Origin of the sequence: Listeria goaensis (assembly GCF_900186125.1) — a bacterium.
GTDB classification, from domain to species: Bacteria; Bacillota; Bacilli; order Lactobacillales; family Listeriaceae; genus Listeria; species Listeria goaensis.
Genome location: NZ_FYBQ01000005.1, coordinates 63,189 through 83,547 on the forward strand (window position 1 = coordinate 63,189; position 20,359 = coordinate 83,547).

The 20,359-nt window shown below is 40.9% G+C and carries 22 protein-coding genes; 5 read left to right on the top strand and 17 right to left on the bottom strand.

Features of this window, described 5'->3' with window-relative positions; genetic code table 11:
* Positions 1–687: 687 nt before the first annotated feature.
* The 15 genes from recN to CFT42_RS07700 form a co-directional block, all read right to left on the bottom strand.
* Positions 688–2,370: a DNA repair protein RecN gene (gene recN, locus CFT42_RS07630; RefSeq protein ID WP_088815837.1), complete on the bottom strand. Its 1,683-nt coding sequence runs from the start codon at positions 2,368–2,370 to the stop codon at positions 688–690.
* Between the two features lie 18 nt (positions 2,371–2,388).
* Positions 2,389–2,838, bottom strand: a complete 450-nt coding sequence (ahrC, locus tag CFT42_RS07635; protein ID WP_088809963.1) for a transcriptional regulator AhrC/ArgR — start codon at positions 2,836–2,838, stop codon at positions 2,389–2,391.
* A 173-nt stretch (positions 2,839–3,011) separates the two neighbouring features.
* Positions 3,012–3,833, bottom strand: a complete 822-nt coding sequence (locus tag CFT42_RS07640; protein WP_088809961.1) for a TlyA family RNA methyltransferase — start codon at positions 3,831–3,833, stop codon at positions 3,012–3,014.
* A complete protein-coding gene (gene dxs / locus CFT42_RS07645) occupies positions 3,830–5,731 on the bottom strand; it encodes a 1-deoxy-D-xylulose-5-phosphate synthase (protein WP_088815838.1) in 1,902 nt (633 codons plus the stop codon). Before dxs ends, CFT42_RS07640 begins: the two co-directional genes overlap by 4 nt.
* Positions 5,732–5,919: 188 nt before the next feature.
* Positions 5,920–6,120, bottom strand: coding sequence for a cold-shock protein (locus CFT42_RS07650; RefSeq protein ID WP_007474297.1), 201 nt, complete (start codon positions 6,118–6,120; stop codon positions 5,920–5,922).
* A 183-nt stretch (positions 6,121–6,303) separates the two neighbouring features.
* Positions 6,304–7,185, bottom strand: a complete 882-nt coding sequence (locus tag CFT42_RS07655; RefSeq protein ID WP_088815839.1) for a polyprenyl synthetase family protein — start codon at positions 7,183–7,185, stop codon at positions 6,304–6,306.
* Between the two features lie 2 nt (positions 7,186–7,187).
* Positions 7,188–7,418 (bottom strand): exodeoxyribonuclease VII small subunit, encoded by a 231-nt coding sequence (xseB, locus tag CFT42_RS07660; protein ID WP_088815840.1) that lies wholly within the window; start codon positions 7,416–7,418, stop codon positions 7,188–7,190.
* Positions 7,419–8,762, bottom strand: a complete 1,344-nt coding sequence (xseA, locus tag CFT42_RS07665; protein WP_244169948.1) for an exodeoxyribonuclease VII large subunit — start codon at positions 8,760–8,762, stop codon at positions 7,419–7,421.
* A 15-nt stretch (positions 8,763–8,777) separates the two neighbouring features.
* A complete protein-coding gene (gene folD, locus CFT42_RS07670; RefSeq protein ID WP_088809952.1) occupies positions 8,778–9,632 on the bottom strand; it encodes a bifunctional methylenetetrahydrofolate dehydrogenase/methenyltetrahydrofolate cyclohydrolase FolD in 855 nt (284 codons plus the stop codon).
* Between the two features lie 79 nt (positions 9,633–9,711).
* Positions 9,712–10,095 carry a transcription antitermination factor NusB gene (gene nusB / locus CFT42_RS07675; RefSeq protein WP_088809951.1) on the bottom strand — a complete coding sequence of 128 codons (384 nt, stop codon included), beginning with the start codon at positions 10,093–10,095 and terminating at the stop codon, positions 9,712–9,714.
* A gap of 25 nt (positions 10,096–10,120) precedes the next feature.
* Complete coding sequence (locus tag CFT42_RS07680; protein ID WP_007543544.1) at positions 10,121–10,528, bottom strand: Asp23/Gls24 family envelope stress response protein; 408 nt, start codon at positions 10,526–10,528, stop codon at positions 10,121–10,123.
* Between the two features lie 3 nt (positions 10,529–10,531).
* Positions 10,532–11,896, bottom strand: a complete 1,365-nt coding sequence (accC, locus tag CFT42_RS07685; RefSeq protein ID WP_088815844.1) for an acetyl-CoA carboxylase biotin carboxylase subunit — start codon at positions 11,894–11,896, stop codon at positions 10,532–10,534.
* A gap of 13 nt (positions 11,897–11,909) precedes the next feature.
* Entirely contained in the window at positions 11,910–12,386 is a 477-nt protein-coding gene (gene accB / locus CFT42_RS07690) for an acetyl-CoA carboxylase biotin carboxyl carrier protein (RefSeq protein ID WP_088815846.1), read from the bottom strand.
* Positions 12,387–12,532: 146 nt separating this feature from the next.
* Positions 12,533–13,090 (bottom strand): elongation factor P, encoded by a 558-nt coding sequence (gene efp / locus CFT42_RS07695; RefSeq protein ID WP_088809945.1) that lies wholly within the window; start codon positions 13,088–13,090, stop codon positions 12,533–12,535.
* 77 nt (positions 13,091–13,167) lie between these two features.
* The gene (locus CFT42_RS07700; protein WP_088815847.1) at positions 13,168–14,229 is read right to left on the bottom strand and encodes a M24 family metallopeptidase; all 1,062 of its coding nucleotides are present in this window, start codon (positions 14,227–14,229) and stop codon (positions 13,168–13,170) included.
* Between the two features lie 311 nt (positions 14,230–14,540).
* Here CFT42_RS07700 and CFT42_RS07705 point away from each other — a divergent pair, with 311 nt between their 5' ends.
* The 5 genes from CFT42_RS07705 (at position 14,541) to CFT42_RS07725 (ending at position 17,479) form a co-directional block, all read left to right on the top strand.
* Positions 14,541–15,449, top strand: coding sequence for a DUF1385 domain-containing protein (locus CFT42_RS07705; RefSeq protein ID WP_088810045.1), 909 nt, complete (start codon positions 14,541–14,543; stop codon positions 15,447–15,449).
* A 6-nt stretch (positions 15,450–15,455) separates the two neighbouring features.
* On the top strand, positions 15,456–15,731 hold the full coding sequence (locus CFT42_RS07710) for a hypothetical protein (protein ID WP_088815849.1): 276 nt from the start codon (positions 15,456–15,458) through the stop codon (positions 15,729–15,731).
* Between the two features lie 43 nt (positions 15,732–15,774).
* Positions 15,775–16,158: a rhodanese-like domain-containing protein gene (locus CFT42_RS07715; protein ID WP_088809942.1), complete on the top strand. Its 384-nt coding sequence runs from the start codon at positions 15,775–15,777 to the stop codon at positions 16,156–16,158.
* A gap of 56 nt (positions 16,159–16,214) precedes the next feature.
* Positions 16,215–16,838 (top strand): pentapeptide repeat-containing protein, encoded by a 624-nt coding sequence (locus CFT42_RS07720; protein ID WP_088815851.1) that lies wholly within the window; start codon positions 16,215–16,217, stop codon positions 16,836–16,838.
* A gap of 101 nt (positions 16,839–16,939) precedes the next feature.
* Complete coding sequence (locus CFT42_RS07725) at positions 16,940–17,479, top strand: hypothetical protein (RefSeq protein ID WP_088815853.1); 540 nt, start codon at positions 16,940–16,942, stop codon at positions 17,477–17,479.
* A gap of 43 nt (positions 17,480–17,522) precedes the next feature.
* Here the strand turns inward: CFT42_RS07725 and gcvPB are convergent, their stop codons facing one another.
* Both gcvPB and gcvPA read right to left on the bottom strand, forming a co-directional pair.
* Positions 17,523–18,977: an aminomethyl-transferring glycine dehydrogenase subunit GcvPB gene (gene gcvPB, locus CFT42_RS07730; RefSeq protein WP_088809937.1), complete on the bottom strand. Its 1,455-nt coding sequence runs from the start codon at positions 18,975–18,977 to the stop codon at positions 17,523–17,525.
* A complete protein-coding gene (gene gcvPA, locus CFT42_RS07735; RefSeq protein ID WP_088809935.1) occupies positions 18,974–20,332 on the bottom strand; it encodes an aminomethyl-transferring glycine dehydrogenase subunit GcvPA in 1,359 nt (452 codons plus the stop codon). Before gcvPA ends, gcvPB begins: the two co-directional genes overlap by 4 nt.
* Between the last annotated feature and the right edge of the window lie 27 nt (positions 20,333–20,359).

The window sequence follows — 20,359 nt, forward strand, 5'->3', positions numbered from 1 at the left end:
GATTTTTATAACATATTCAGACCATTCTGCCAGTTAATAAAAAGGGCAATATTACATTTAATTTTGAATCACTTGCAAAAAAATTACCATCAGGACTTTCGAATCAACAATGCTGTCATAAATGAACTTAATCCGCATTTTCAGTAGGCCTCATAAAATATCTGCACTCTTCACAGAAGGAATTCTAAATAGTGTCTTTCATAGGCGGCTCATGCTTTGAGACTTTCTCGCTAAAGTCTCAAAGCGCACTTGACCTTGCTAAGAATTTCATCATTCTAATAACGAGGAGCTGCGTTTTAATTTACGTGAATTTAGAGTTTTCCACTAATCTGCTTAAAGTTATTTTCTTCGTTACTATTTCCTCATACTCCGCATCATCTATTTTTTCTCCTAAATCAGGTGCACTTTTTCATCACGTAATCTGTTGCAAATAAGATGATATGGCAGAACAACCTCTTCGTCCGAACTCGTTTGAAAACTTCCAAACCACCATGACGACTAAAACAAAAACTTAACTTTTGGATGAAAGCAAGTTTTACCGTCCCTAAAATGATTGCATCACTCTTGGCTTTCCCATAAAAAAAGATAGCTACATTAAAAATTAGTAGTTGTTTTTATAGGTAGGTAATAAAACTTACTCTTATATTTTAAACAAAAAGCTTTTCGTATGCAAGCAATTTTGTTTTTTTATCGTGCGGATTTCGTCTTACTTGCTTGGGAAAGCATTTCTTCCGCATGTTGTTTCGCTATCTCAGTAACTTCTGTCCCCGCAATCATCCGACTGATCTCCAAACTTTTTTCAGCTCCGTGAAGAATTTCCACGTTAGTAGACGTTCGTTCATTTTCAATATTTTTCGTAATATAGTAATGATGATCCGCCATTGCCGCAACTTGCGGTAAATGCGTAATACAAAGGACTTGTGATCCCACCGAAACCGCGTAAATTTTTTCAGCAATAGCCTGTGCCACGCGCCCGCTTACTCCCGTATCCACTTCATCAAAAATAATCGACGTAATCCCTTGATGCTTCGAAAAAATCGTTTTCAGCGCCAACATCATACGCGATAGCTCACCGCCTGAAGCAATTTTCGTCATCGGTTTTGCCGGCTCCCCGGGATTTGTAGACATATAAAAAACCACTTCATCTTGCCCCGTTTCTGAATACTCTTCTTTGGTTGAAAAATGGACCTCAAATATGGCTTTTTCCATATACAGTTGACTGAGTTCTTGCTTAATTTGCGCTTCCAATTGGGTGGCGGCTTTTTTTCTTAGGGAAGTTAGGCGCGTGGCTTTTTCAGCGACTTGTTTTGCCAGCCGTTCGACGTTTTCCGAAAGTTCACCAACATGTGCTTCGCTATTCGCGAGTTTTTGAATTTCATCTTGGATTTCAAGATGGTAAGCCATTATGTCTTCCACCTTTTTCCCGTATTTCCGTTTCAATTGGTTCATTTCCGCCAAGCGATTTTCAATTTCGTTCAATTGCTCTGGCTGGAATTCCATCTGCTCAAGCGCCTGTCTAATTTGCATCGCCGCATCTTCCAATTGGTAATAGCTTGATGCAATGGTTTCGTGTACGCTATCAAAATCGGGCGACACGCCTTTTGCCGTTTCCATCTGATGCATCGCCTCACTCACAGCTGAAAGTCCGCCAGAGTCTGCTTGAAGCGCACTATACGCGCCATTCAAATTTTCATTTAATTTCTCGAAATTGGCCAGAATATTTTTTTCCGCAAGAAGGGTTTCTTCTTCGCCAGCTTCCAAGTGGGCAGCTTCAATTTCCTGATTTTGAAATTGAAGCATATCTAAACGCTGAGCGAGTTCTTGTTCATTTTTTGTGAAATCGCGAAATTCTTTTTGCGCCTTTTTATACAAAGTAAAAGTTTCTTCATATTCTTGAAGCGGTTTTGTTTCGCCGCTGTACCGGTCGAGAAGTGTAAGGTGAAACTCGTCATGCATCAACTCTTGGTGCTCATGCTGACTATGAATATCAATTAATTTGGAACCAATATCTCGAAGAAGCACTGTTGTCACAAGCTTCCCGTTTATGCGACAAACATTTTTCCCGCTTCTAAACATGGTTCGCTCTAAAACAACCATATTATCCGTTGCATCGATACCGTTCTCCGCAAGTGTTTTTTGCGCAGCGATGTTATCTTCTGCAAGGATAAATAAACCTTCTAAAGAAAGCTTATCTTCGCCGTGGCGAATGAAATGACTTGATCCCCGGCCACCTACAAGTAAACCGAGAGCATCGATAATAATCGATTTCCCAGCACCTGTTTCACCGGTTAAAACGGTCATTCCTTCTTCAAAAGACAGAGAAAGAGATTCAATGATAGCCAAATTTTTAATCGTTAATTCTTGTAACACCTGCCGAAGTCCTCCTTTTTATAACATTTCCACTAAACGTTCTGAAACTTTTTGTGCGTCTTCTTCCGAGCGACAAATAATTAGACAAGTATCATCGCCACAAAGTGTTCCGGCTTTCTCAGGCCAATTTAAATTATCGAGCAAGGCGCCGATTGCGTTTCCGTTTCCCGGCATTACTTTTAAAAGCAATATAAACTGAACTGTATCAATACTAATAAAGCAGTCAACTAGCGTACGCTTTAATTTTTGCTGTGGGTTGAATTTGTTATCAGCAGGCAAACTATACTTATATGTTCCATTTTGTGTTGGCACTTTCACCAAATGAAGTTCCTTAATGTCACGAGAAATGGTTGCCTGCGTAACTTTCACGTCACGCTTTTGCAAAAGTTCTACTAATTCTTCTTGCGTATCAATCTCATTTGAAGTTACAAGTTCACGGATAATAATGTGTCGATGACCTTTATTCACTATTTTTCACCTCGCGTTATTTTTTATATCTCCATATTAACGAAAAAATCGCATAAAGTCACGGATTTAACGCAAATATTTTTTGAATTGACAAATTTTTATTTATTCATGAGGGTTTATATTTTTTGTAAAATGCGTATAAAATAAAAAAACCAGCATAAAAAACTGGTTTTCTAGTCTAATTGTGTATGTGCAAGCGCAACAATTTTTTCTAGCGCGTGGCTCTCTAATAAAATTTCACCTGATTCATTTCCCGTCCATTTAAGATGCGCAATAAATTCAATATTCCCTTCGCCACCTGTAATCGGTGAGAAATCAATGCCTAGCACATTAAAACCAAGCTTTGCGGCTTCCGTTAAAATATCTTCTAAAACCGCTAAATGAATTTTAGGATCGCGCACAATACCTTTTTTCCCAACATTTTCTTTCCCTGCTTCAAATTGCGGTTTAATCAGTGTCATCACATCGCCGCCAGTTACAAGCACCGTACGCAAAACAGGCAATATAAGCTTTAAAGAAATAAATGAGACATCAATGGTCGCAAAATCTGCTAAGCCAAGCGCGAAATCTACGGGTGTGACATGCCGGAAATTAGTTCGCTCCATCACGGTAACCCGCGAATCATTGCGCAGCTTCCAAGCTAACTGGTTATAGCCTACATCAAGCGCATATGAATGTTTCGCCCCGTTTTGAAGCGCACAATCTGTGAATCCTCCTGTAGATGAGCCAATATCAAGCATCAATTTATCCCGCACATCAAAATCAAAAACTTGCAGTGCTTTCTCAAGTTTTAATCCGCCTCGACTGACATACGGCAAAGTTTTTCCTTTCACGCGTAGTGCGCTATCCACAGGAATTTTCTCGCCAGGTTTGTCGATTCTCGTATCCGTCCGGAAAACAATTCCCGCCATAATGGCGCGTTTTGCTTTTTCCCTCGTTTCAAAAAGGCCTTGTTCCACTAGCAAAACATCCGCGCGTTCTTTTTTTACACTCATAATAAATTCGCCTTTTGCTTCCCGAAACGCGCAAGCATTTCTTTTATTTTCATTTCAATGCCAGAAACCGATAAGCCATATTCCTCTAAAATGACTTCTACTGAACCGTGGCTTATAAATTCATCTGGCAAGCCTAGTCGACTAATAACGCTGTCGCTATACCCATGTTCTTCTGCAAATTCCAAGACCGCACTGCCGAATCCACCCGCTAAAAGGGCTTCCTCAACCGTTAAAATCGGCATTTTTTTCGCAAAAAGTTGGTGTAAAAGAACTTCGTCAAGCGGTTTGATGAAGCGTGCATTAATAACGCCGACGCGTAATCCTTGTTTGCGTAAGTGGAGAGCCGCCTCACAAGCGATAGAAATGGTTGTGCCAAATGTCAAAATTGCAGCATCTACTGGTTCAATCAATGTTTCAAATTCCCCAATGGGAAGAGCTTCTGCTGCTCCGCTCAAATCAACGCCTAATCCGTTGCCTCTTGGGTAACGAAGTGCGAATGGACCTTCAAACTCATAAGCAGTCTGAATCAGTTGGCGTGCTTCAAATTCATCTTTTGGCATCGCAATCACGATATTTGGAATTCCGCGTAAAAAACTAATGTCAAAAATACCTTGATGCGTCTCACCGTCCCCGCCCACAAGGCCAGCTCGGTCAATTCCAATTATCACATTTAAGTTTTGTCTGCAAACATCGTGGACAACTTGGTCGTAGCCGCGCTGTAAGAAAGTGGAATAAATTGCTAAAAACGGCTTTAAACCTTCCGCAGCAATTCCAGCAGCAAGCGTAACGGCGTGTTGTTCGGCAATCCCTACGTCGAAAAAGCGTTCTGGAAATTCTAAAGCAAATTTTTCTAGCTTAGAGCCGACTGGCATAGCTGGTGTAATCGCAACAATTCGCTCATCTTTTCTCGCTAGTTCCAAAATGCCTTCACTAATGACCTCACTCCATGCCGGCGCATCTGTTACAGGTTTAATAAAAGCACCTGTTTCAACTTTGTACGGTCCCGTGCCGTGCCATGTTCCTCGCTTATCAGTTTCAGCAGGAGCATAGCCTTTTCCCTTCGTCGTGACAACATGAATAAGCGTTGGCCCCTTCACCTTTTTAGCAAATTCAAGATTCGTAATTAAATCTTGATAGTCGTGACCGTTCACCGGTCCTAAATATGTGTAACCCATTTCTTCAAAGAAAGTTCCTTGGACGAGCAAATATTTTACGCTATCTTTTACTCTTTCTGCAAAACCAGCGATTTTATCCCCCGCTGTAGGAATTTTTTTCATTGCCGCCTCTAAATCTTTTTTTGCACGTTTAAATTTACCCGAAGTTCGTAGCTTTCCGAGCATATTGTGCATCGCACCAACGTTTGGTGCAATCGACATATTATTATCATTTAAAATTACAATCACTTCTTTTCCCATATCGCCTATATGATTAAGTGCCTCTAGCGCCATTCCGCCTGTCAAAGCACCGTCACCGATAATAGGCACGACATGAAAATGTTCGTTTTTTATATCTCGCGCAATTGCCATCCCTGCTGCTGCGGAAAGAGAAGTAGAACTATGTCCCGTTTCAAAAACATCATGAGGAGATTCTTTTCTTTTTGGAAAACCATCTAATCCGCCCTGTTGCCTAAGTGTATCAAATTTATCTGCCCTACCCGTTAAAATTTTATGCACATATGACTGATGCCCAACATCCCAAATAAATTTGTCATCTGGGCTTTGGAAAGCATAATGAAGTGCAATCGTCAGTTCAACTACACCTAAATTAGGTCCAATATGGCCACCTGTAACCGAAGTAGATTCAATCAAAAACTTTCTAATCTCTGCGGCTAACTCTTCCATTTCAGGTATCGCCATATCTTTTAAGAAGGCAGGATCCTTAATTTTAAAAAGATCCAATAGAAACAGCTCTCTTTCTTCATAATTTAATAAAAAGTGCCCATTCTATTTGGGCTTATTTGCCATTACTTGAAATCATTATATCATTTTCAATCTGTTTCACCAAGTGAATTCAAGTGAAAATACTTTTAGACAACAAAAAAAGCAAACCTCAAAATTGAGATTTGCTTTTGATTTTAAAATAGTAATTACGCTTTGTTAACGTTAGCCGCTTGTGGTCCACGAGCGCCTTCTTCTACGTCAAAAGTAACTGCTTGACCTTCGTCTAAGCTTTTAAAACCATCAGATTGGATAGCGCTGAAATGTACGAATACATCGTCTCCACCTTCACGTTCGATAAATCCAAAACCTTTTTCTGCGTTAAACCATTTTACTGTACCTTGTTCCATTTTAAATATTCCTCCTCGTGCTCCCGAGCACATTATATTGTACTATTCTTGCTTATGGCACGAGATGGAATGCTGTTCACAATCGTATCCTTACCCACAAAAATAATGCTATTTAAGCATATCACGTAAGAATCAAAAAAGCAAATGTTTACCTCAAAATAGTGAAACAATTTTTACAACTATTCAATTATCTCGCTTCACAATTAAATCAGCTAGACCAATTAAGAAATCCGTTTTTAAATCGCTACCTTGAAGTGCTGCAATTGCCAAATGATAATGCTCGTCTAACGCTTGCTTTGCACCGTCAAGTGTTAATAAACTTGGATAGGTGCTCTTTTGGTTTCGCTCATCAGAACCTGTTTCCTTACCTAATTTCGCTTTATCCCCTGTCACATCCAAAATGTCATCGCAAATTTGAAAAGCGATTCCAATATTTTGAGCATACGCGCTCAAGCGTTCCTGCTGACTAGCTGACGCATTTCCTAGCACGCTGCCCGCATAGACAGCCGCATGGAGCAGTGCTCCCGTTTTCCGCACATGGACTGATTCTAGCTCCTCAAGCGTGAGTTGTTTGCCCTCGCCCGTTAAATCTGCTTGCTGTCCGCCTACCATACCAAGAGCGCCAGCGTTTTTGGCGTAACATTGAATAATTTTTATCCGTTTATTAGCATCAATCGTTTCATCGTTTGCTACTTCCGAAAAAGCCATCGTTAGGAGAGCATCTCCTGCAAGAATAGCCGTTCCTTCATTAAATTTCTTGTGGTTCGTTAGTTTGCCGCGGCGATAATCATCATCATCCATCGCAGGTAAATCATCGTGAATTAAGCTATATGTATGAATCATTTCGATCGCGCTCGCCGCGTGGCTACCTAAGTTTTTGTCGCCTGATAAAGCATCGATTGTCGCAAATAGCAAAAGTGGACGAATTCGCTTTCCACCAGCTTGAAGCGAATAGTGCATCGCTTCTTTTAAAAGTGGTTCAATCGCTTCGTTTTCAACTGCGGAAAAGAGGCGTTCTTCAAGTTTTGCTTTATACGTATCTATAAAAGCATCAATGCTTGACAATGTTATTCGCCCTCCACTTCAAACGGCTTCTCTTCGTCCGTTTCCGTTACCACTTTAGCCATCTTCTCCTCAGCCGCTTGTAACTTCGTTTGGCAAAGTTTCGTTAACTCGATTCCTTTTTGATACATATCAAGCGATTCCTCTAAAGATGCATCGCCACTTTCTAAAGCTTCCACAATTGCTTCTAGTTCCTTCATCGCTTCTTCAAAACTTTGTTGTTTTTTTGTTACCATTTATTTTTCCTCCTCTTTGCTCGTCACATTTGCCAGAAAGGCTCCATCGCTTAAAACAACCTTCACTTCATCACCCGCAGAAAGTTCGCGCACTTCTTTCACGACCTTTCCGGCTCTATATGTCACCCCGTAACCTCTTTTTAGGAGGGAAAGCGGACTTAAAAGTTCCAACGCCGAAATATACTTTTCAAACTCATATCGCTTCAATTTGATGATATCAGTCGTAGCAACTTGTAATCGCCCCGCCAGTTCCTTTGTGTCGCGTTTTGCATCCGCCACTAGGCGTTCGGGTGAAACCAGTTGTAGCCGATTGGAAAATTGTGTCAGATGCGTTTCTTGTTGCCAAATAACCCGCGAAAATGCATTTTGCATCCGCCCCGAAAAATAATCCAAACGTTCAGTCTGCTCATCAAGCAATTTTCTTGGCCCACGTAGCAAAAGTCGCTCCCGCTTCGCTCGCAAATTGACTTCAGAACGCTCTAAAGTTTGCCGCATTAAATTTGTTAGCCGATACTTCCGTTCAAGTAAACGTTCATTTAAATCTTGATAGTGTGGCACCGCGAGTTCCGCAGCAGCAGTTGGAGTCGCCGCCCGAACGTCCGCCGCAAAATCAGCAAGCGAAAAGTCCGTTTCATGCCCGACCGCTGAAATGATAGGCACGTCGGAATCGAAAACCGAGCGTACTACGATTTCTTCATTGAATGCCCAAAGCTCTTCGAGTGAGCCACCACCTCGTCCAATAATCATCAGATCAATGTCGTTGCGCGCATTAATACGGGCAATATTTTCTGCTATTTTACGAGCAGCCGTTTCTCCTTGAACAAGTGTTGGGAAAACGAGTACTTCCACACTGGGCATTCTGCGGTGAATCGTCGTCAAAATATCGCGTACCGCAGCCCCAGTTGCACTTGTCACGACAGCAATTTTAGAAGGGAAAGAAGGAAGCACTTTTTTATGCGCTGCATCAAAAAGTCCTTCCTTGTCTAATTTAGCTTTTAATTGTTCAAATTGAACGTATAGCGCACCGACGCCGTCTGGTTCCATGCTGTCCACGTAAAATTGATAGCGTCCTGCCTTATTGAAGACGGACACTCGACCGGTCACGAGAACGTTCATGCCATCTTCTGGTTGAAATGGCAATTTGGCAACTGATTTTGCAAACATGACAGAACGAAGCATGGCCGCTTCATCTTTTAACGTAAAATAAATGTGGCCGCTCGCAGGTGTTTTTAAATTCGAAATTTCCCCTTTGACAAAAACTTGTTTTAAATATGGGTCTGCCTCAAATTTGCGTTCAATGTATTTTGTAAGTGCTTCAACTGTTAAATATTTTTCTTGCAAAATCATCACGTCCAATTTTTATTGCTTATTATAAATTCGTTTTGCGGCTTTTAGCGTGTTCGTAAGGAGCATTGTAATCGTCATTGGACCAACGCCGCCTGGAACAGGTGTGATATAGCCTGCTTGTTGGAAGACATCGTCATAATCGACATCGCCGCACAATTTGTTGTTTTCATCGCGGTCCATGCCGACATCGATGACAATTGCGCCTGCTTTGACATAGTCTTTTTTCACAAATTTAGCAAGGCCGGTTGCGACAACTAAAATATCCGCTTCACTTGCGACTTCTGCTAAATTTTTTGTTCGGCTATGCGCAATTGTTACGGTTGCATTTTCTTGCAATAAAAGTTGCGCAACTGGTTTTCCGACGATGTTACTTCGTCCAATGACAACCGCGCGCTTACCTTCAATTGTTTCACCTGTTGATTTGATGAGCTCAATAATCCCTGCTGGCGTGCACGGAACAAGCGAATCTTTGCCAACGAATAAGTTGCCGACGTTAAGAGGATGGAACCCGTCTACATCCTTCAGTACGGAAATCGTGTCAATGACCTTTTCCTCCGAAATATGTTTAGGAAGTGGCAGTTGCACTAGAATCCCGTGAATGGTTTCGTCTTCGTTTAGATCTTTGACGGTTTGGAGCAGCTTTTCTTCTGAAACATCTTCTGGAAGTTCGATAAGTACTGACTTCATGCCGCTTTCTTCTGTGCGCTTTTGTTTATTTCTTACATATGTACGTGACGCTTGGTTATTTCCTACGAGCACAACTGCAAGCCCTGGTTGTTTGCCTTCGCTTTTTAGCGCGCTAACTTCTTTCGTTACATGTTCCTGAATCTCTTTTGCTAATTTTTTACCATCAATAACTTGTGCCATCTTCATTGCCCCCTTGAAAACTTATGATTAAATAGACTTGGCGAAAAATACTTTTTTCACCAAATCTACAGTAAAACCATTAATCGTTTTGTGCAATATTTGCGAGTACGCCATTGATAAATTTGCTTGCTTTTTCATCGCTATAAATCTTTGCGATTTCAATTGATTCATTTAAACTTACACGATCTGGCACATCTTCTAAAAAGAGCATTTCAAATGCGCTAACTCGCAAAATGGAGAGGTCAACTTTATTTAAGCGGCTTAGTTGCCAATTATCTAGATGTGCTTCGATTTTTTGATCAAGTTCGCTTTTATGTTCTGTCACTCCATTTACAAGTGTTTCAACATAATCATCTTGTTCCTCATCCATCACATTTTGAATCGCCTGCTCGACTGGCATTTCATTCAATTCCATTTGGAATAAAGCTTGAAGCGCTCTTTCGCGTGCTTCTCTTCTTTTCATTTTAATACTCCTTTAAAAACGTCTCTTAAAATGTTAGGTCATCAAAAGAAAGCGATTCGGTTTTTTCAAATTGAACGCCTACAATGTGCACATTGACTTCTAAAACATGAAGTCCTGTCATGCTGAAAATTGTATCGCGAACCGTATTTTGGATGCTTTCAGCGACTAGCGGAATGCTTGCACCGAATAAAACTGTGCAATAGATTTCAACCGTGATGCCTTCTTCTAGTAAATCCACTTTGACACCTTTACGATAGTTCACTGCCCCGCCAAAACGTTCACGCATTTCTGTCGCAAAACCGCCTTGCATGGCCGCCACTTGCTCTACTTCATTTGCTGCAAGTCCAGCAATGACACCAATAACCTCAGGCGCAATTTCAATCTTCCCAAGCGGTTCGTCCTGTCCTTTACGTAAATCTTTTGTATAGGCCATAAATTACTCCTCCTCAGTGTTTTTCATTACATCATTTTTTTCTAAAAACTTCGTATTGAAATCTCCTGAACGAAACGCCTCTGTTTCAAGCACTTTTATGTGGAATGGAATGGTGGAAGGAATTCCATCAATCGCAAATTCGGAAAGCGCGCGTTTCATTTTTTCGATAACTTCTTCGCGTGTATCGGCGTAACAGATTAATTTTGCAATCATTGAGTCATAAAACGGCGGAATTTTATAATTTGGATAGGCTGCCGAATCGATTCGAACACCGTTTCCACCTGGCGGCAAGTAAAATTTAATTTCATCTGGCGCTGGCATAAAGTTGCGTTCTGGATTTTCAGCATTAATGCGGCATTCCATTGCCCAACCGCTTAATTTCACGTCTTGTTGCTTGATGGTTAATTCTTCACCAGAAGCTACTAAAAACTGTTGTTTCACGAGGTCAATCCCTGTAACAAGTTCAGTAACAGGATGTTCAACTTGGATACGCGTATTCATTTCCATGAAATAAAAGCTTTTTTCTTTTGGTTCGTAAATGAACTCAATTGTGCCGGCGCCTGAATAATGAACAGCTTTTGCCGCTTTAACTGCAGCGCGTCCCATTTTTTGTCGTGTTTTTTCATCGAGGGCTGGTGATGGACTTTCTTCAATTAGCTTTTGTAAGCGGCGTTGAATGGTACAGTCGCGTTCCCCGAGGTGAATAACGTTGCCATGATTATCCGCCATAATTTGAATTTCCACATGTCTAAAGTCTTCGATGAATTTTTCAATATAAACACCCGGATCACCGAATGCTGCTTCAGCTTCTGCTTGGGTCGTTTTGATACCAGAAATTAATTTCTCTTCACTCTCCGCAACGCGAATTCCTTTTCCGCCGCCGCCAGCTGTTGCTTTAATGATGACTGGATAGCCAATTTTCTTAGCAATTTTCTTACCTTCTTCGGCATCTTGAACGATTCCTTGTGAGCCGGGAACAACTGGAACTCCGGCTTTCCGCATCGTTTCGCGTGCAACATCCTTCGTTCCCATTTGCGAAATAGCTTCCGCGCTTGGGCCGATAAAGGTAATATTGCAATCAGCACATAAATCCGCAAAATCGGCATTTTCTGCTAAAAAGCCGTATCCGGGATGAATAGCATCACAATTTGTTAAAACAGCGACGCTAATAATATTTGACATGTTTAAATAACTATCTTTTGTTGCGGCTGGACCAACGCAGTAAGCTTCATCAGCTAATTGACTATGTAAAGCATCGCGGTCAGCTTCAGAATAAATCGCAACCGTTTCAATTCCCATCTCTTTTGCAGCACGAATAATACGAACGGCAATTTCGCCACGATTGGCAATCAATACTTTTTTAATCATTTCGCATTACTCCTTATTTTTTTCTAACTTTAAAGAGAGGTTGACCAAATTCAACAAGTTCCCCATTAGAAACTAAAATTTCAGCAATCTCACCGTTTAAGTCAGCTGTAATTTCATTGAATAATTTCATCGCTTCTACGACACAAACAATTGTGTTGTTTGACACTTGAGAGCCAATTTCAACAAATGGCGGTTCGCCTGGGCTACCAGATGTATAAAACGTTCCTACCATTGGAGAGGTAATTACTTCTAAATCGCTTGTTTCCACTGGTGCTTCGGACACGACTGGAGATGGCGAATTTTCTACAACATTTACTTTTGGTGCAGCTTCAGGCAGAAAGACTTGTCCTACTTCACTTAGTGCATGGGAAACTACGCCACTGTTTTTCTTTATAGAAAGCTTTGTTCCCTCTTGGTCTAATTCAAATTCATTTAAATTGGAATCGTCAATCAGCTCAATAAGCTGTTTAATATCATCAAATGATAGCATTTTTTTCTACACTCCTTAACATATCTAGTTCACAAACTAATTTCATTGTACCATAATTTCTTTTTAAATGGATAAATCACACGCTCATATTTCAATTTTTTCACAAAAAAATAGTACCTATCGGTGGATAAGTACTACTTCTTTTACTAAGCACGTGATACGTAACTAGCTTCTGTTGTATTAATCACAAGTGTGTCCCCTTCGTTTACGAAGAATGGCACCTGAACAACTAAGCCTGTTTCAAGTGTTGCTGGTTTAGAGCCTCCAGATGAAGTATCACCTTTAATTCCGGGTTCAGTTGCAGTTACTTCTAACTCAACTGTGTTTGGCAAGTCTACACCAATTGTTTCACCTTGATACATGATGATGTTGATTTCCATATTTTCTTTTAGGAATTTCAACTCATATTCAATTTGCGTTGCTGGCAATTCAATTTGTTCATAAGATTCGTTATCCATGAACACGTGATTTGTGCCATCTGCATATAGATATTGCATTTTACGGTTATCAATTTGTGCTTTGGCTACTTTTTCGCCGCCGCGGAATGTTTTTTCTTGAATCGCGCCAGTACGTAGATTGCGTAGTTTAGAGCGAACAAAAGCGGCTCCTTTACCTGGCTTCACGTGTTGGAAATCCAAAACGCGCCAAATCCCATTATCTACTTCAATTGTAAGACCAGTACGAAAATCGTTAACTGAAATCATCTTTTTTCCTCCTGTAAATCCCATTTTCTTAGTTCTTACTTATTTAACCACAAATGGCTAAAAGTTACAAAGAAATTTTATAAAATAATGAGCTCTTTTGGCGAATGAATTAAAACCTCATTCCCTGTTTCTGTAATTAAAATATCGTCCTCGATACGTACACCGCCAATTCCAGGTAGGTAGATGCCTGGTTCGTCAGTCACTACATTGCCGGCAACTAATTTTTGCGGACTCTTCATCGATAAGTTTGGACCTTCGTGGATTTCAAGTCCGATACCATGACCTAGAGAGTGTCCAAAATCCTCACCATAGCCGAAAGAAGCAATGTGATCACGCGCAATTTTATCCGCCTCGATGCCAGTCATACCAGGTTTTAATGCCTCAATAACTTTAAGTTGCGCATCTAGCGTAATTTGGTAAATCTCTTTTAATTTTTCGCTTGGTTCGCCCATCGAAACTGTTCGCGTCATATCGGAACAGTATCCATTGTAATAGCAACCGTAATCCATTGTTACAAAGTCGCCTGTTTCAATTTTTTTATCAGATGCCACTCCGTGTGGAAGCGCCGAACGAATACCGCTTGCCACAATGGTATCGAACGAAGATGAAGTCGCGCCTTGTCTGCGCATAAAGAATTCAAGTTCATTGGATACTTCAAGCTCTGTCATGCCAACTTTCATAAAGCGAATGATATGTTCAAACGCGGCATCTGCAATTTCGCATGCAGTTCGAATTTCTTTTAATTCGGCTTCTGTTTTCACTTGGCGCATCTTTTCAAAAAATCCTTGAACTGGAGAAAGTACTGCAGAAAATATTTGTTCCATTCCTTTAAATTCAGCAACAGTAACATAAGCTTCTTCAAAAGCCAATGTTTTTACACCATTTTTTTGGAGTAATTCTTCGACAGTTTCAAAGATTGGTCCTTGGTGCTTCACAATTTCATAACCTACAGCTTGTTTAGCGGCTTGTTCCGTATAACGGAAGTCCGTCACAAAATAAGCTTTTTGGGGCAAAATTAGCGCCACACCACTCGTACCAGTAAAGCTAGAAACGTAACGTCTATTATATTCGCTCGTCACAAGAACGGCTTCCATTTTTTCATTGACAAGTGCTTGCTGTATCCTTGATAATCGATTCATTTTTAACTTCCTCCCTATATGTAAGTTTCGTTTTTTATTTTACCATAAGTCGCGCACAAAAACTCATCCGAGAGCTGGATGAGTTTTTGCGGTATACCATTTTTTAGTGAAGTGAGGTAGAACAGCCCAAAACGCATTGGACTACTCTTTTTATAGCCTTTTTTTATAAAATTAAAACATTCAAGAAAAAGTCAGCAACAACCTGTGCTTCCTGTGTTATAATTAGTTTTTAGAAATCATAAAGGCTGGTGAACTTGTTGGAAGATAGACAAAAACCTGCTTATGGTGGTCAAGCAGTCGTTGAAGGCGTCATGTTTGGCGGCAAAAAGCAAACCGTTACAGCCATTCGCAGACTAGACGGTACGATGGAGTACTTTTATTTAGAAAAAAATAGCCCTCAATGGGTTACGACTTTAAAGCGCATTCCTTTTTTAAGAGGTATTGTGGCACTCGTCGAATCTAGTGCCATTGGTTCCAAACATTTAACGTTTGCAACTGATCGCTATGATGAAGATCCAAATCAACCTGAAGTGGAAGAAAAAATTGAGAAAAAAGAATCGAAAGTTGCCCTCTGGCTCGGCGTTGCGGTTATTGGCGTCCTTTCATTTGTTTTCGCGAAATTCGTGATGACGCTGATTCCAGTGTTTCTCGCACAGTTTTTCCGTTTTCTTGTTCCAGGTGATGTTGGACAAGTCATTTTAGAAAGCTTTTTTAAACTTTTATTGTTGCTAACTTACATTTTTGCCATTTCACAAACCCCCATTATCAAGCGGGTTTTCCAATATCACGGTTCCGAGCATAAGGTGATCAACTGCTATGAAAACAACCTCCCTCTTACGGTAGAAAATGTTCAAAAGCAGTCGCGGCTTCATTATCGTTGTGGGAGCAGCTTCATTTTATTCACCGTAATTGTCGGGATGTTCATTTACTTCTTAGTGCCAACTGACCCGCTGTGGCTCCGTGTTGTGGATCGTATCTTGCTCATTCCGGTTGTGCTAGGCGTTGCATTTGAAGTGCTGCAACTAACAAACAAGTGTCGGAACATTCCCGTTCTTCGCTTCCTAGGCTATCCAGGACTCTGGCTTCAACTTATCACAACAAAAGAGCCTGACGATTCACAAGTTGAAGTTGCTATCGCTTCTTTTAATGAACTTTTGCGCGTTGAAAAAGAAGGTGTTCCAGAAGATGAATTGCCTCAAAATTTAGAGTTACTGGAGTAGATGAATATGAAAAAATCATCCAAAATTATTTTGACTCTAATTGTTGTACTGTGCCTGATTGGCATCTTTACAGGTGGCGCGATTTCACTTGTCACACTCATTATCATTGGGGCGATTTCCGCTCTTTTACTCTTTGTTTTATTTCATTTTATTGCAACTCCAAAAGCGTCAGGATACAAAAAAGCGGTGAAGCAATCCAAGCAACTTCGCCGAAACGAAGAAAATCGCATTTCAAAAAAGAAAAAATCTTCGTTCAAAGTCATTGATGGTGGGAAAAAATAAGTTATAATAGAATTGATGTTGTATTGGAAAGGAGTTTACAGAATTGGATTTCAGTTGGATTTTAGCCATTGCCATTTTACTGATTTTACTTGGTTATGAAGTATATCAGCTAATTATGCGCAGAAAAGCAATCACCGTTTTATCAGAAGAAGAGTTTAAGGAGGGGTATCGCAAAGCACAGCTTATTGATGTGCGCGAGCCTAATGAGTTTGACGGCGGTCACATTTTAGGAGCACGAAACATTCCTGTGACGCAACTTAAACAGCGTATTTCTGAGTTCCGCAAAGATCAGCCCATTTACTTATATTGTCAGTCCGCACAGCGTAGTAATCGTGCAGGCATCATGCTTTATAAGCGCGGCTACCGGAATATTTACCAGCTAAAAAGCGGTTTCCGTAAATGGTCAGGTAAAACAAAAGCGAAATAATCATGAAAGCCGTCTCCGTTTACGAGGCGGCTCAAATTTTATAAAGGAGCCTATATATGTCTAAAATAGTAGCACCGAAAATTCCTCATCATTTAACAAATGCGTTTGAAGCAGACTTAACCGATTCTTATATGCAGCACATCCTTTTTACAGGCGCTTTCCCACTTCCAGAAACAGAAAGTCTTGTCATTAATCAGTCAAAATTTGAAAATGTCTTTTTCGAAGGTCGTTATTATCCGAAATTTGACCTGACTGATGTTCTTTTTGAAAAATGCAATTTATCAAACGTAACCCTCTATTCAAGCACTGTTCATCGCGTAACATTTAGCGATTGCAAATTGACTGGCGTTGATTTTTCCGACAGCTTGCTACACAATGTGACCTTCCAGAATTGTTTGCTCGATTTAGCAGGGTTTAGTTTTTCAAAATTTAAAAATGCCACATTTATAGATTGCCAATTGACTGGCGCAGAATTCGAAAGCACTGAATTCAAACAATTTTCATTTCAAAATTGCCTTTTAACGGACTGCCTTTTTGCTAATACTTCGCTAAGCGGGCTTGACTTCACAAGCTGCACATTCGAAAAACTAATTGCTTCGATTGAATCACTAAAAGGACTAAAAGTGAACGAGGAACAAGCCTTAAAATTGTCCACCCTGCTCGGCATCATTATTGAATAAAATCAGACTAAATACTGACTTAGTTTCCGTCTATCGTTGGTTATAAATCCTCTATTTTCTCGTTAAAATAATGGTATCGATATAAAAAGGGGATTTCAAAAATGAAGATATACATACTTTTAACTAGCACCAATACTCTACTCGCAAGAACGATTCAAAAATCAACAGGATTTCCGTTCTCACACGTATCACTTGCATTAGATGTTTCACTTTTTAATACATATAGTTTTGGAAGAAAAAGTGATTTAAATCCATTTCAAGCTGGTTTTGTTCGAGAAAACATGCATGAGCCAATATTCCAAAACGCAACCTGCATCATTTACGAACTTCAAGTTTCAAAAGAAAAATATGCACAAATTAAACGCTCCATCCATAAAATGAAACGCCGAGAAAAACTTTATCGCTATAACTTCTTAGGTTTGTTCGCTCTGCTTTTCCAAATTCCCTATAAACGGGAAAACCACATGTTCTGCAGTCAATTTGTTGGGCAGACACTGCTTGAGGCTGATATTAAAATTGATAATATCCCTCCTGAATTGTTAAAGCCAAGTGACTTTACAGCGTTTGAACCATTGAATGAAGTTTTCTCTGGGCAATTGAAAGACTATCCAATTTTTGAAAAAGACAATAAAATTGCTTAAAAAAACCGGGAAGAAGAGCCAACCTCTTACTTCCCGGTTTTTATTATTTTTGATAACGAAGTACTGGTTTTCTTGCAGCACGCGTTTCATCAAGACGTTTTACATACGTATCATGCGGCGCTTCTTGGACGATTTCAGGATCATCTTCTGCTTCTTTTGCAATTTGTAACATCGTATCGATGAATTTATCAAGCGTTTCTTTTGATTCCGTTTCTGTTGGCTCAATCATCATCGCCTCTTCCACAATGAGTGGGAAGTAAACTGTTGGCGGATGGAAATTATGATCTAACAGACGTTTCGCGATATCTGTCGTTCTGACGCCAAGTTTCTTTTGACGATTGCCGCTAAGGACAAATTCGTGTTTGCAGACTTGGTCGAACGGGAGATCAAACGCTTTTTCAAGCCGGCGCATCATGTAATTGGCGTTTAAAACGGCGTACTCGGTTACTTTTTTGAGTCCGTCTGGGCCCATGGTGCGGATATACGTATACGCCCTGACGTTAATTCCGAAGTTCCCATAATAAGGTTTTACACGGCCGATAGATTGCGGGTAGTTGTAATCAAACGTGTAGTTTTCCCCTTCTTTCGTTAAAACAGGCGTAGGCAAGAATGGGATTAAATCTTTTTTGATTCCAATTGGACCAGAGCCAGGTCCACCGCCGCCGTGCGGACCGGTAAATGTTTTATGCAGATTTAAATGCACCACATCGAATCCCATGTCCCCTGGACGCACCTTTGCCATAATCGCATTTAAATTTGCCCCATCGTAGTATAGCTTTCCTCCCGCAGCATGAATGATTTCCGCAATTTCCACGATGTCTTTTTCAAAAAGACCGAGTGTGTTTGGGTTTGTCAGCATGAGCGCGGCTGTATCTTCGCCAACGACAGTGCGCAAATCTTCAACATCAACAAGTCCTTTTTCGTTCGATTTCACGGTCACTACTTCAAAGCCTGCGACGGTTGCAGAAGCTGGGTTCGTGCCGTGCGCAGAATCAGGAATAATCACTTTCGTACGCTTCGTATCCCCGTTTGCTTCGTGATAAGCGCGAATCAGCATCAGGCCAGTCCACTCGCCCTGCGCCCCTGCTGCTGGCTGTAATGTTACTTCGTCCATGCCCGTAATTTCCACTAGACTCGTTTGCAAATCATATAAAAGAGCCATCGCGCCTTGCACGGAACTTTCAGGCTGATACGGGTGAATGTTCGCAAATCCAGGAAAACGTGCTACTTTTTCATTAATTTTTGGATTGTACTTCATCGTACATGAACCGAGCGGATAAAAGCCTGAATCTACGCCAAAGTTATGGTTGGAAAGCTCGGTGTAGTGACGCATAATTTCAAGTTCGCTAAGCTCTGGTAAATCAGCTTTTTCCGAACGAATATAGCTCGACTCAAAAATATCTTCTAAGTTCGTTTCAGGAACATCTTGCTCTGGCAGACTAAAACCGATACGCCCAGGCACGGAACGTTCGAATACAAGTTTCATCGTTTCACTCATTTTACTCCCTCCAAACTCTCTACTAATGCTGTAATAAAGGCATCGATTTCGTCTTTCGTGCGCATTTCAGTTACGGCGACAAGCATATGATTCGCGTATTGCGGCGCATAGAGCCCTAGATCAAAACCGCCAATAAAACCGCGCTCAAGTAGCATTTCATTAACGTGTTTCACTGGCTCATCTAACTTCACGACAAATTCATTAAAGAAAGCGTCCGAGAATAAAACGGTAAAACCAGCCGCTTGAAACGCACTTTTAGCATAATGAGCTTTATCAATGTTTTGCTTGGCCATTTCTGGAAGCCCGTTCTGACCAAGCGCGACCATTGCAACAGAAGAAGCAAGCGCATTTAACGCCTGATTCGAACAAATATTTGATGTTGCCTTATCACGGCGAATGTGCTGTTCACGCGCTTGGAGTGTCAATACATAGCCACGTTTTCCGTTCTCGTCAACCGTTTCACCGACTAATCGTCCTGGAACTTTACGCATTAATTTTGTCGTACACGCGAAATAGCCACAGTGCGGGCCACCAAACGATTCAGGAATCCCAAACACCTGCGTATCGCCAGCCACAATATCCGCCCCAAACTTCCCAGGTGGGGTTAAAATTCCTAAAGCGAGCGGATTACTTGAAACAATGAGTAGTCCTTTTTGTTCGTGAACAATCGCTTCAATTGCCGCTAGATCTTCTACTTGTCCATAAAAATTAGGATAACCGACAACGACACCGGCAACCTCATCGTTCATAGCCAATTTAAGGGCCGCTAAATCCGTTTTTCCGTCCTTTTCAGGGATGAGCTCTACTTCGACATGTTGCCCACTTGCATACGTCCTTAACACGTTAATGGATTCAGGGTGAACCGCCTCAGATACTAACACTTTCTTCCGCTTTGTATGCCCTGATGCAAGCATAGCCCCTTCAGCGAGTGATGTTCCGCCGTCATACATCGACGAGTTCGCTAAATCCATTCCCGTCAACTCTGCAATCATCGTTTGAAACTCAAAAATCGCCTGCAATTCCCCTTGCGAAATTTCTGGTTGGTACGGCGTATAAGCCGTGTAAAATTCAGAACGCGAAATAACATGGTCCACAATTGTTGGAATGTAGTGCGAATACACGCCCGCCCCTAAAAATGAGGCTGTTTCTTGCGTATTCACATTTTGTGCAGCGAGTTTCGTAAGTTCACGCAATAAGTTGGGTTCCGAAATGGCCGGTTTTAAATCATAATCCCGATTGAATCTAATTTTCTCAGGAATATCCGTGAATAAATCTTGGATGGAACTGACCCCAATTGTTTCTAACATTTCTTTTTCATCTTGCTCCGTCATTGGTAAGTAGCGAAATTTTGACATGTTCTTTCCTCCTTTTAATGGCGTAAA

What these genes read in the sequence shown, in the direction of transcription:
- CFT42_RS07640 (WP_088809961.1), bottom strand. Translation starts at nt 3,833, where the DNA reads ATGAGTGTAAAAAAAGAACGCGCGGATGTTTTGCTAGTGGAACAAGGC.
- CFT42_RS07650 (WP_007474297.1), bottom strand. Translation starts at nt 6,120, where the DNA reads ATGGAACAAGGTACAGTAAAATGGTTTAACGCAGAAAAAGGTTTTGGA.
- xseB (WP_088815840.1), bottom strand. Translation starts at nt 7,418, where the DNA reads ATGGTAACAAAAAAACAACAAAGTTTTGAAGAAGCGATGAAGGAACTA.
- folD (WP_088809952.1), bottom strand. Translation starts at nt 9,632, where the DNA reads ATGGCACAAGTTATTGATGGTAAAAAATTAGCAAAAGAGATTCAGGAA.
- nusB (WP_088809951.1), bottom strand. Translation starts at nt 10,095, where the DNA reads ATGAAAAGAAGAGAAGCACGCGAAAGAGCGCTTCAAGCTTTATTCCAA.
- CFT42_RS07680 (WP_007543544.1), bottom strand. Translation starts at nt 10,528, where the DNA reads ATGGCCTATACAAAAGATTTACGTAAAGGACAGGACGAACCGCTTGGG.
- accC (WP_088815844.1), bottom strand. Translation starts at nt 11,896, where the DNA reads ATGATTAAAAAAGTATTGATTGCCAATCGTGGCGAAATTGCCGTTCGT.
- accB (WP_088815846.1), bottom strand. Translation starts at nt 12,386, where the DNA reads ATGCTATCATTTGATGATATTAAACAGCTTATTGAGCTGATTGACGAT.
- efp (WP_088809945.1), bottom strand. Translation starts at nt 13,090, where the DNA reads ATGATTTCAGTTAACGATTTTCGTACTGGTCTTACAATTGAAGTAGAT.
- CFT42_RS07700 (WP_088815847.1), bottom strand. Translation starts at nt 14,229, where the DNA reads ATGAATCGATTATCAAGGATACAGCAAGCACTTGTCAATGAAAAAATG.
- CFT42_RS07705 (WP_088810045.1), top strand. Translation starts at nt 14,541, where the DNA reads ATGTTTGGCGGCAAAAAGCAAACCGTTACAGCCATTCGCAGACTAGAC.
- CFT42_RS07710 (WP_088815849.1), top strand. Translation starts at nt 15,456, where the DNA reads ATGAAAAAATCATCCAAAATTATTTTGACTCTAATTGTTGTACTGTGC.
- CFT42_RS07720 (WP_088815851.1), top strand. Translation starts at nt 16,215, where the DNA reads ATGTCTAAAATAGTAGCACCGAAAATTCCTCATCATTTAACAAATGCG.
- CFT42_RS07725 (WP_088815853.1), top strand. Translation starts at nt 16,940, where the DNA reads ATGAAGATATACATACTTTTAACTAGCACCAATACTCTACTCGCAAGA.
- gcvPB (WP_088809937.1), bottom strand. Translation starts at nt 18,977, where the DNA reads ATGAGTGAAACGATGAAACTTGTATTCGAACGTTCCGTGCCTGGGCGT.
- gcvPA (WP_088809935.1), bottom strand. Translation starts at nt 20,332, where the DNA reads ATGTCAAAATTTCGCTACTTACCAATGACGGAGCAAGATGAAAAAGAA.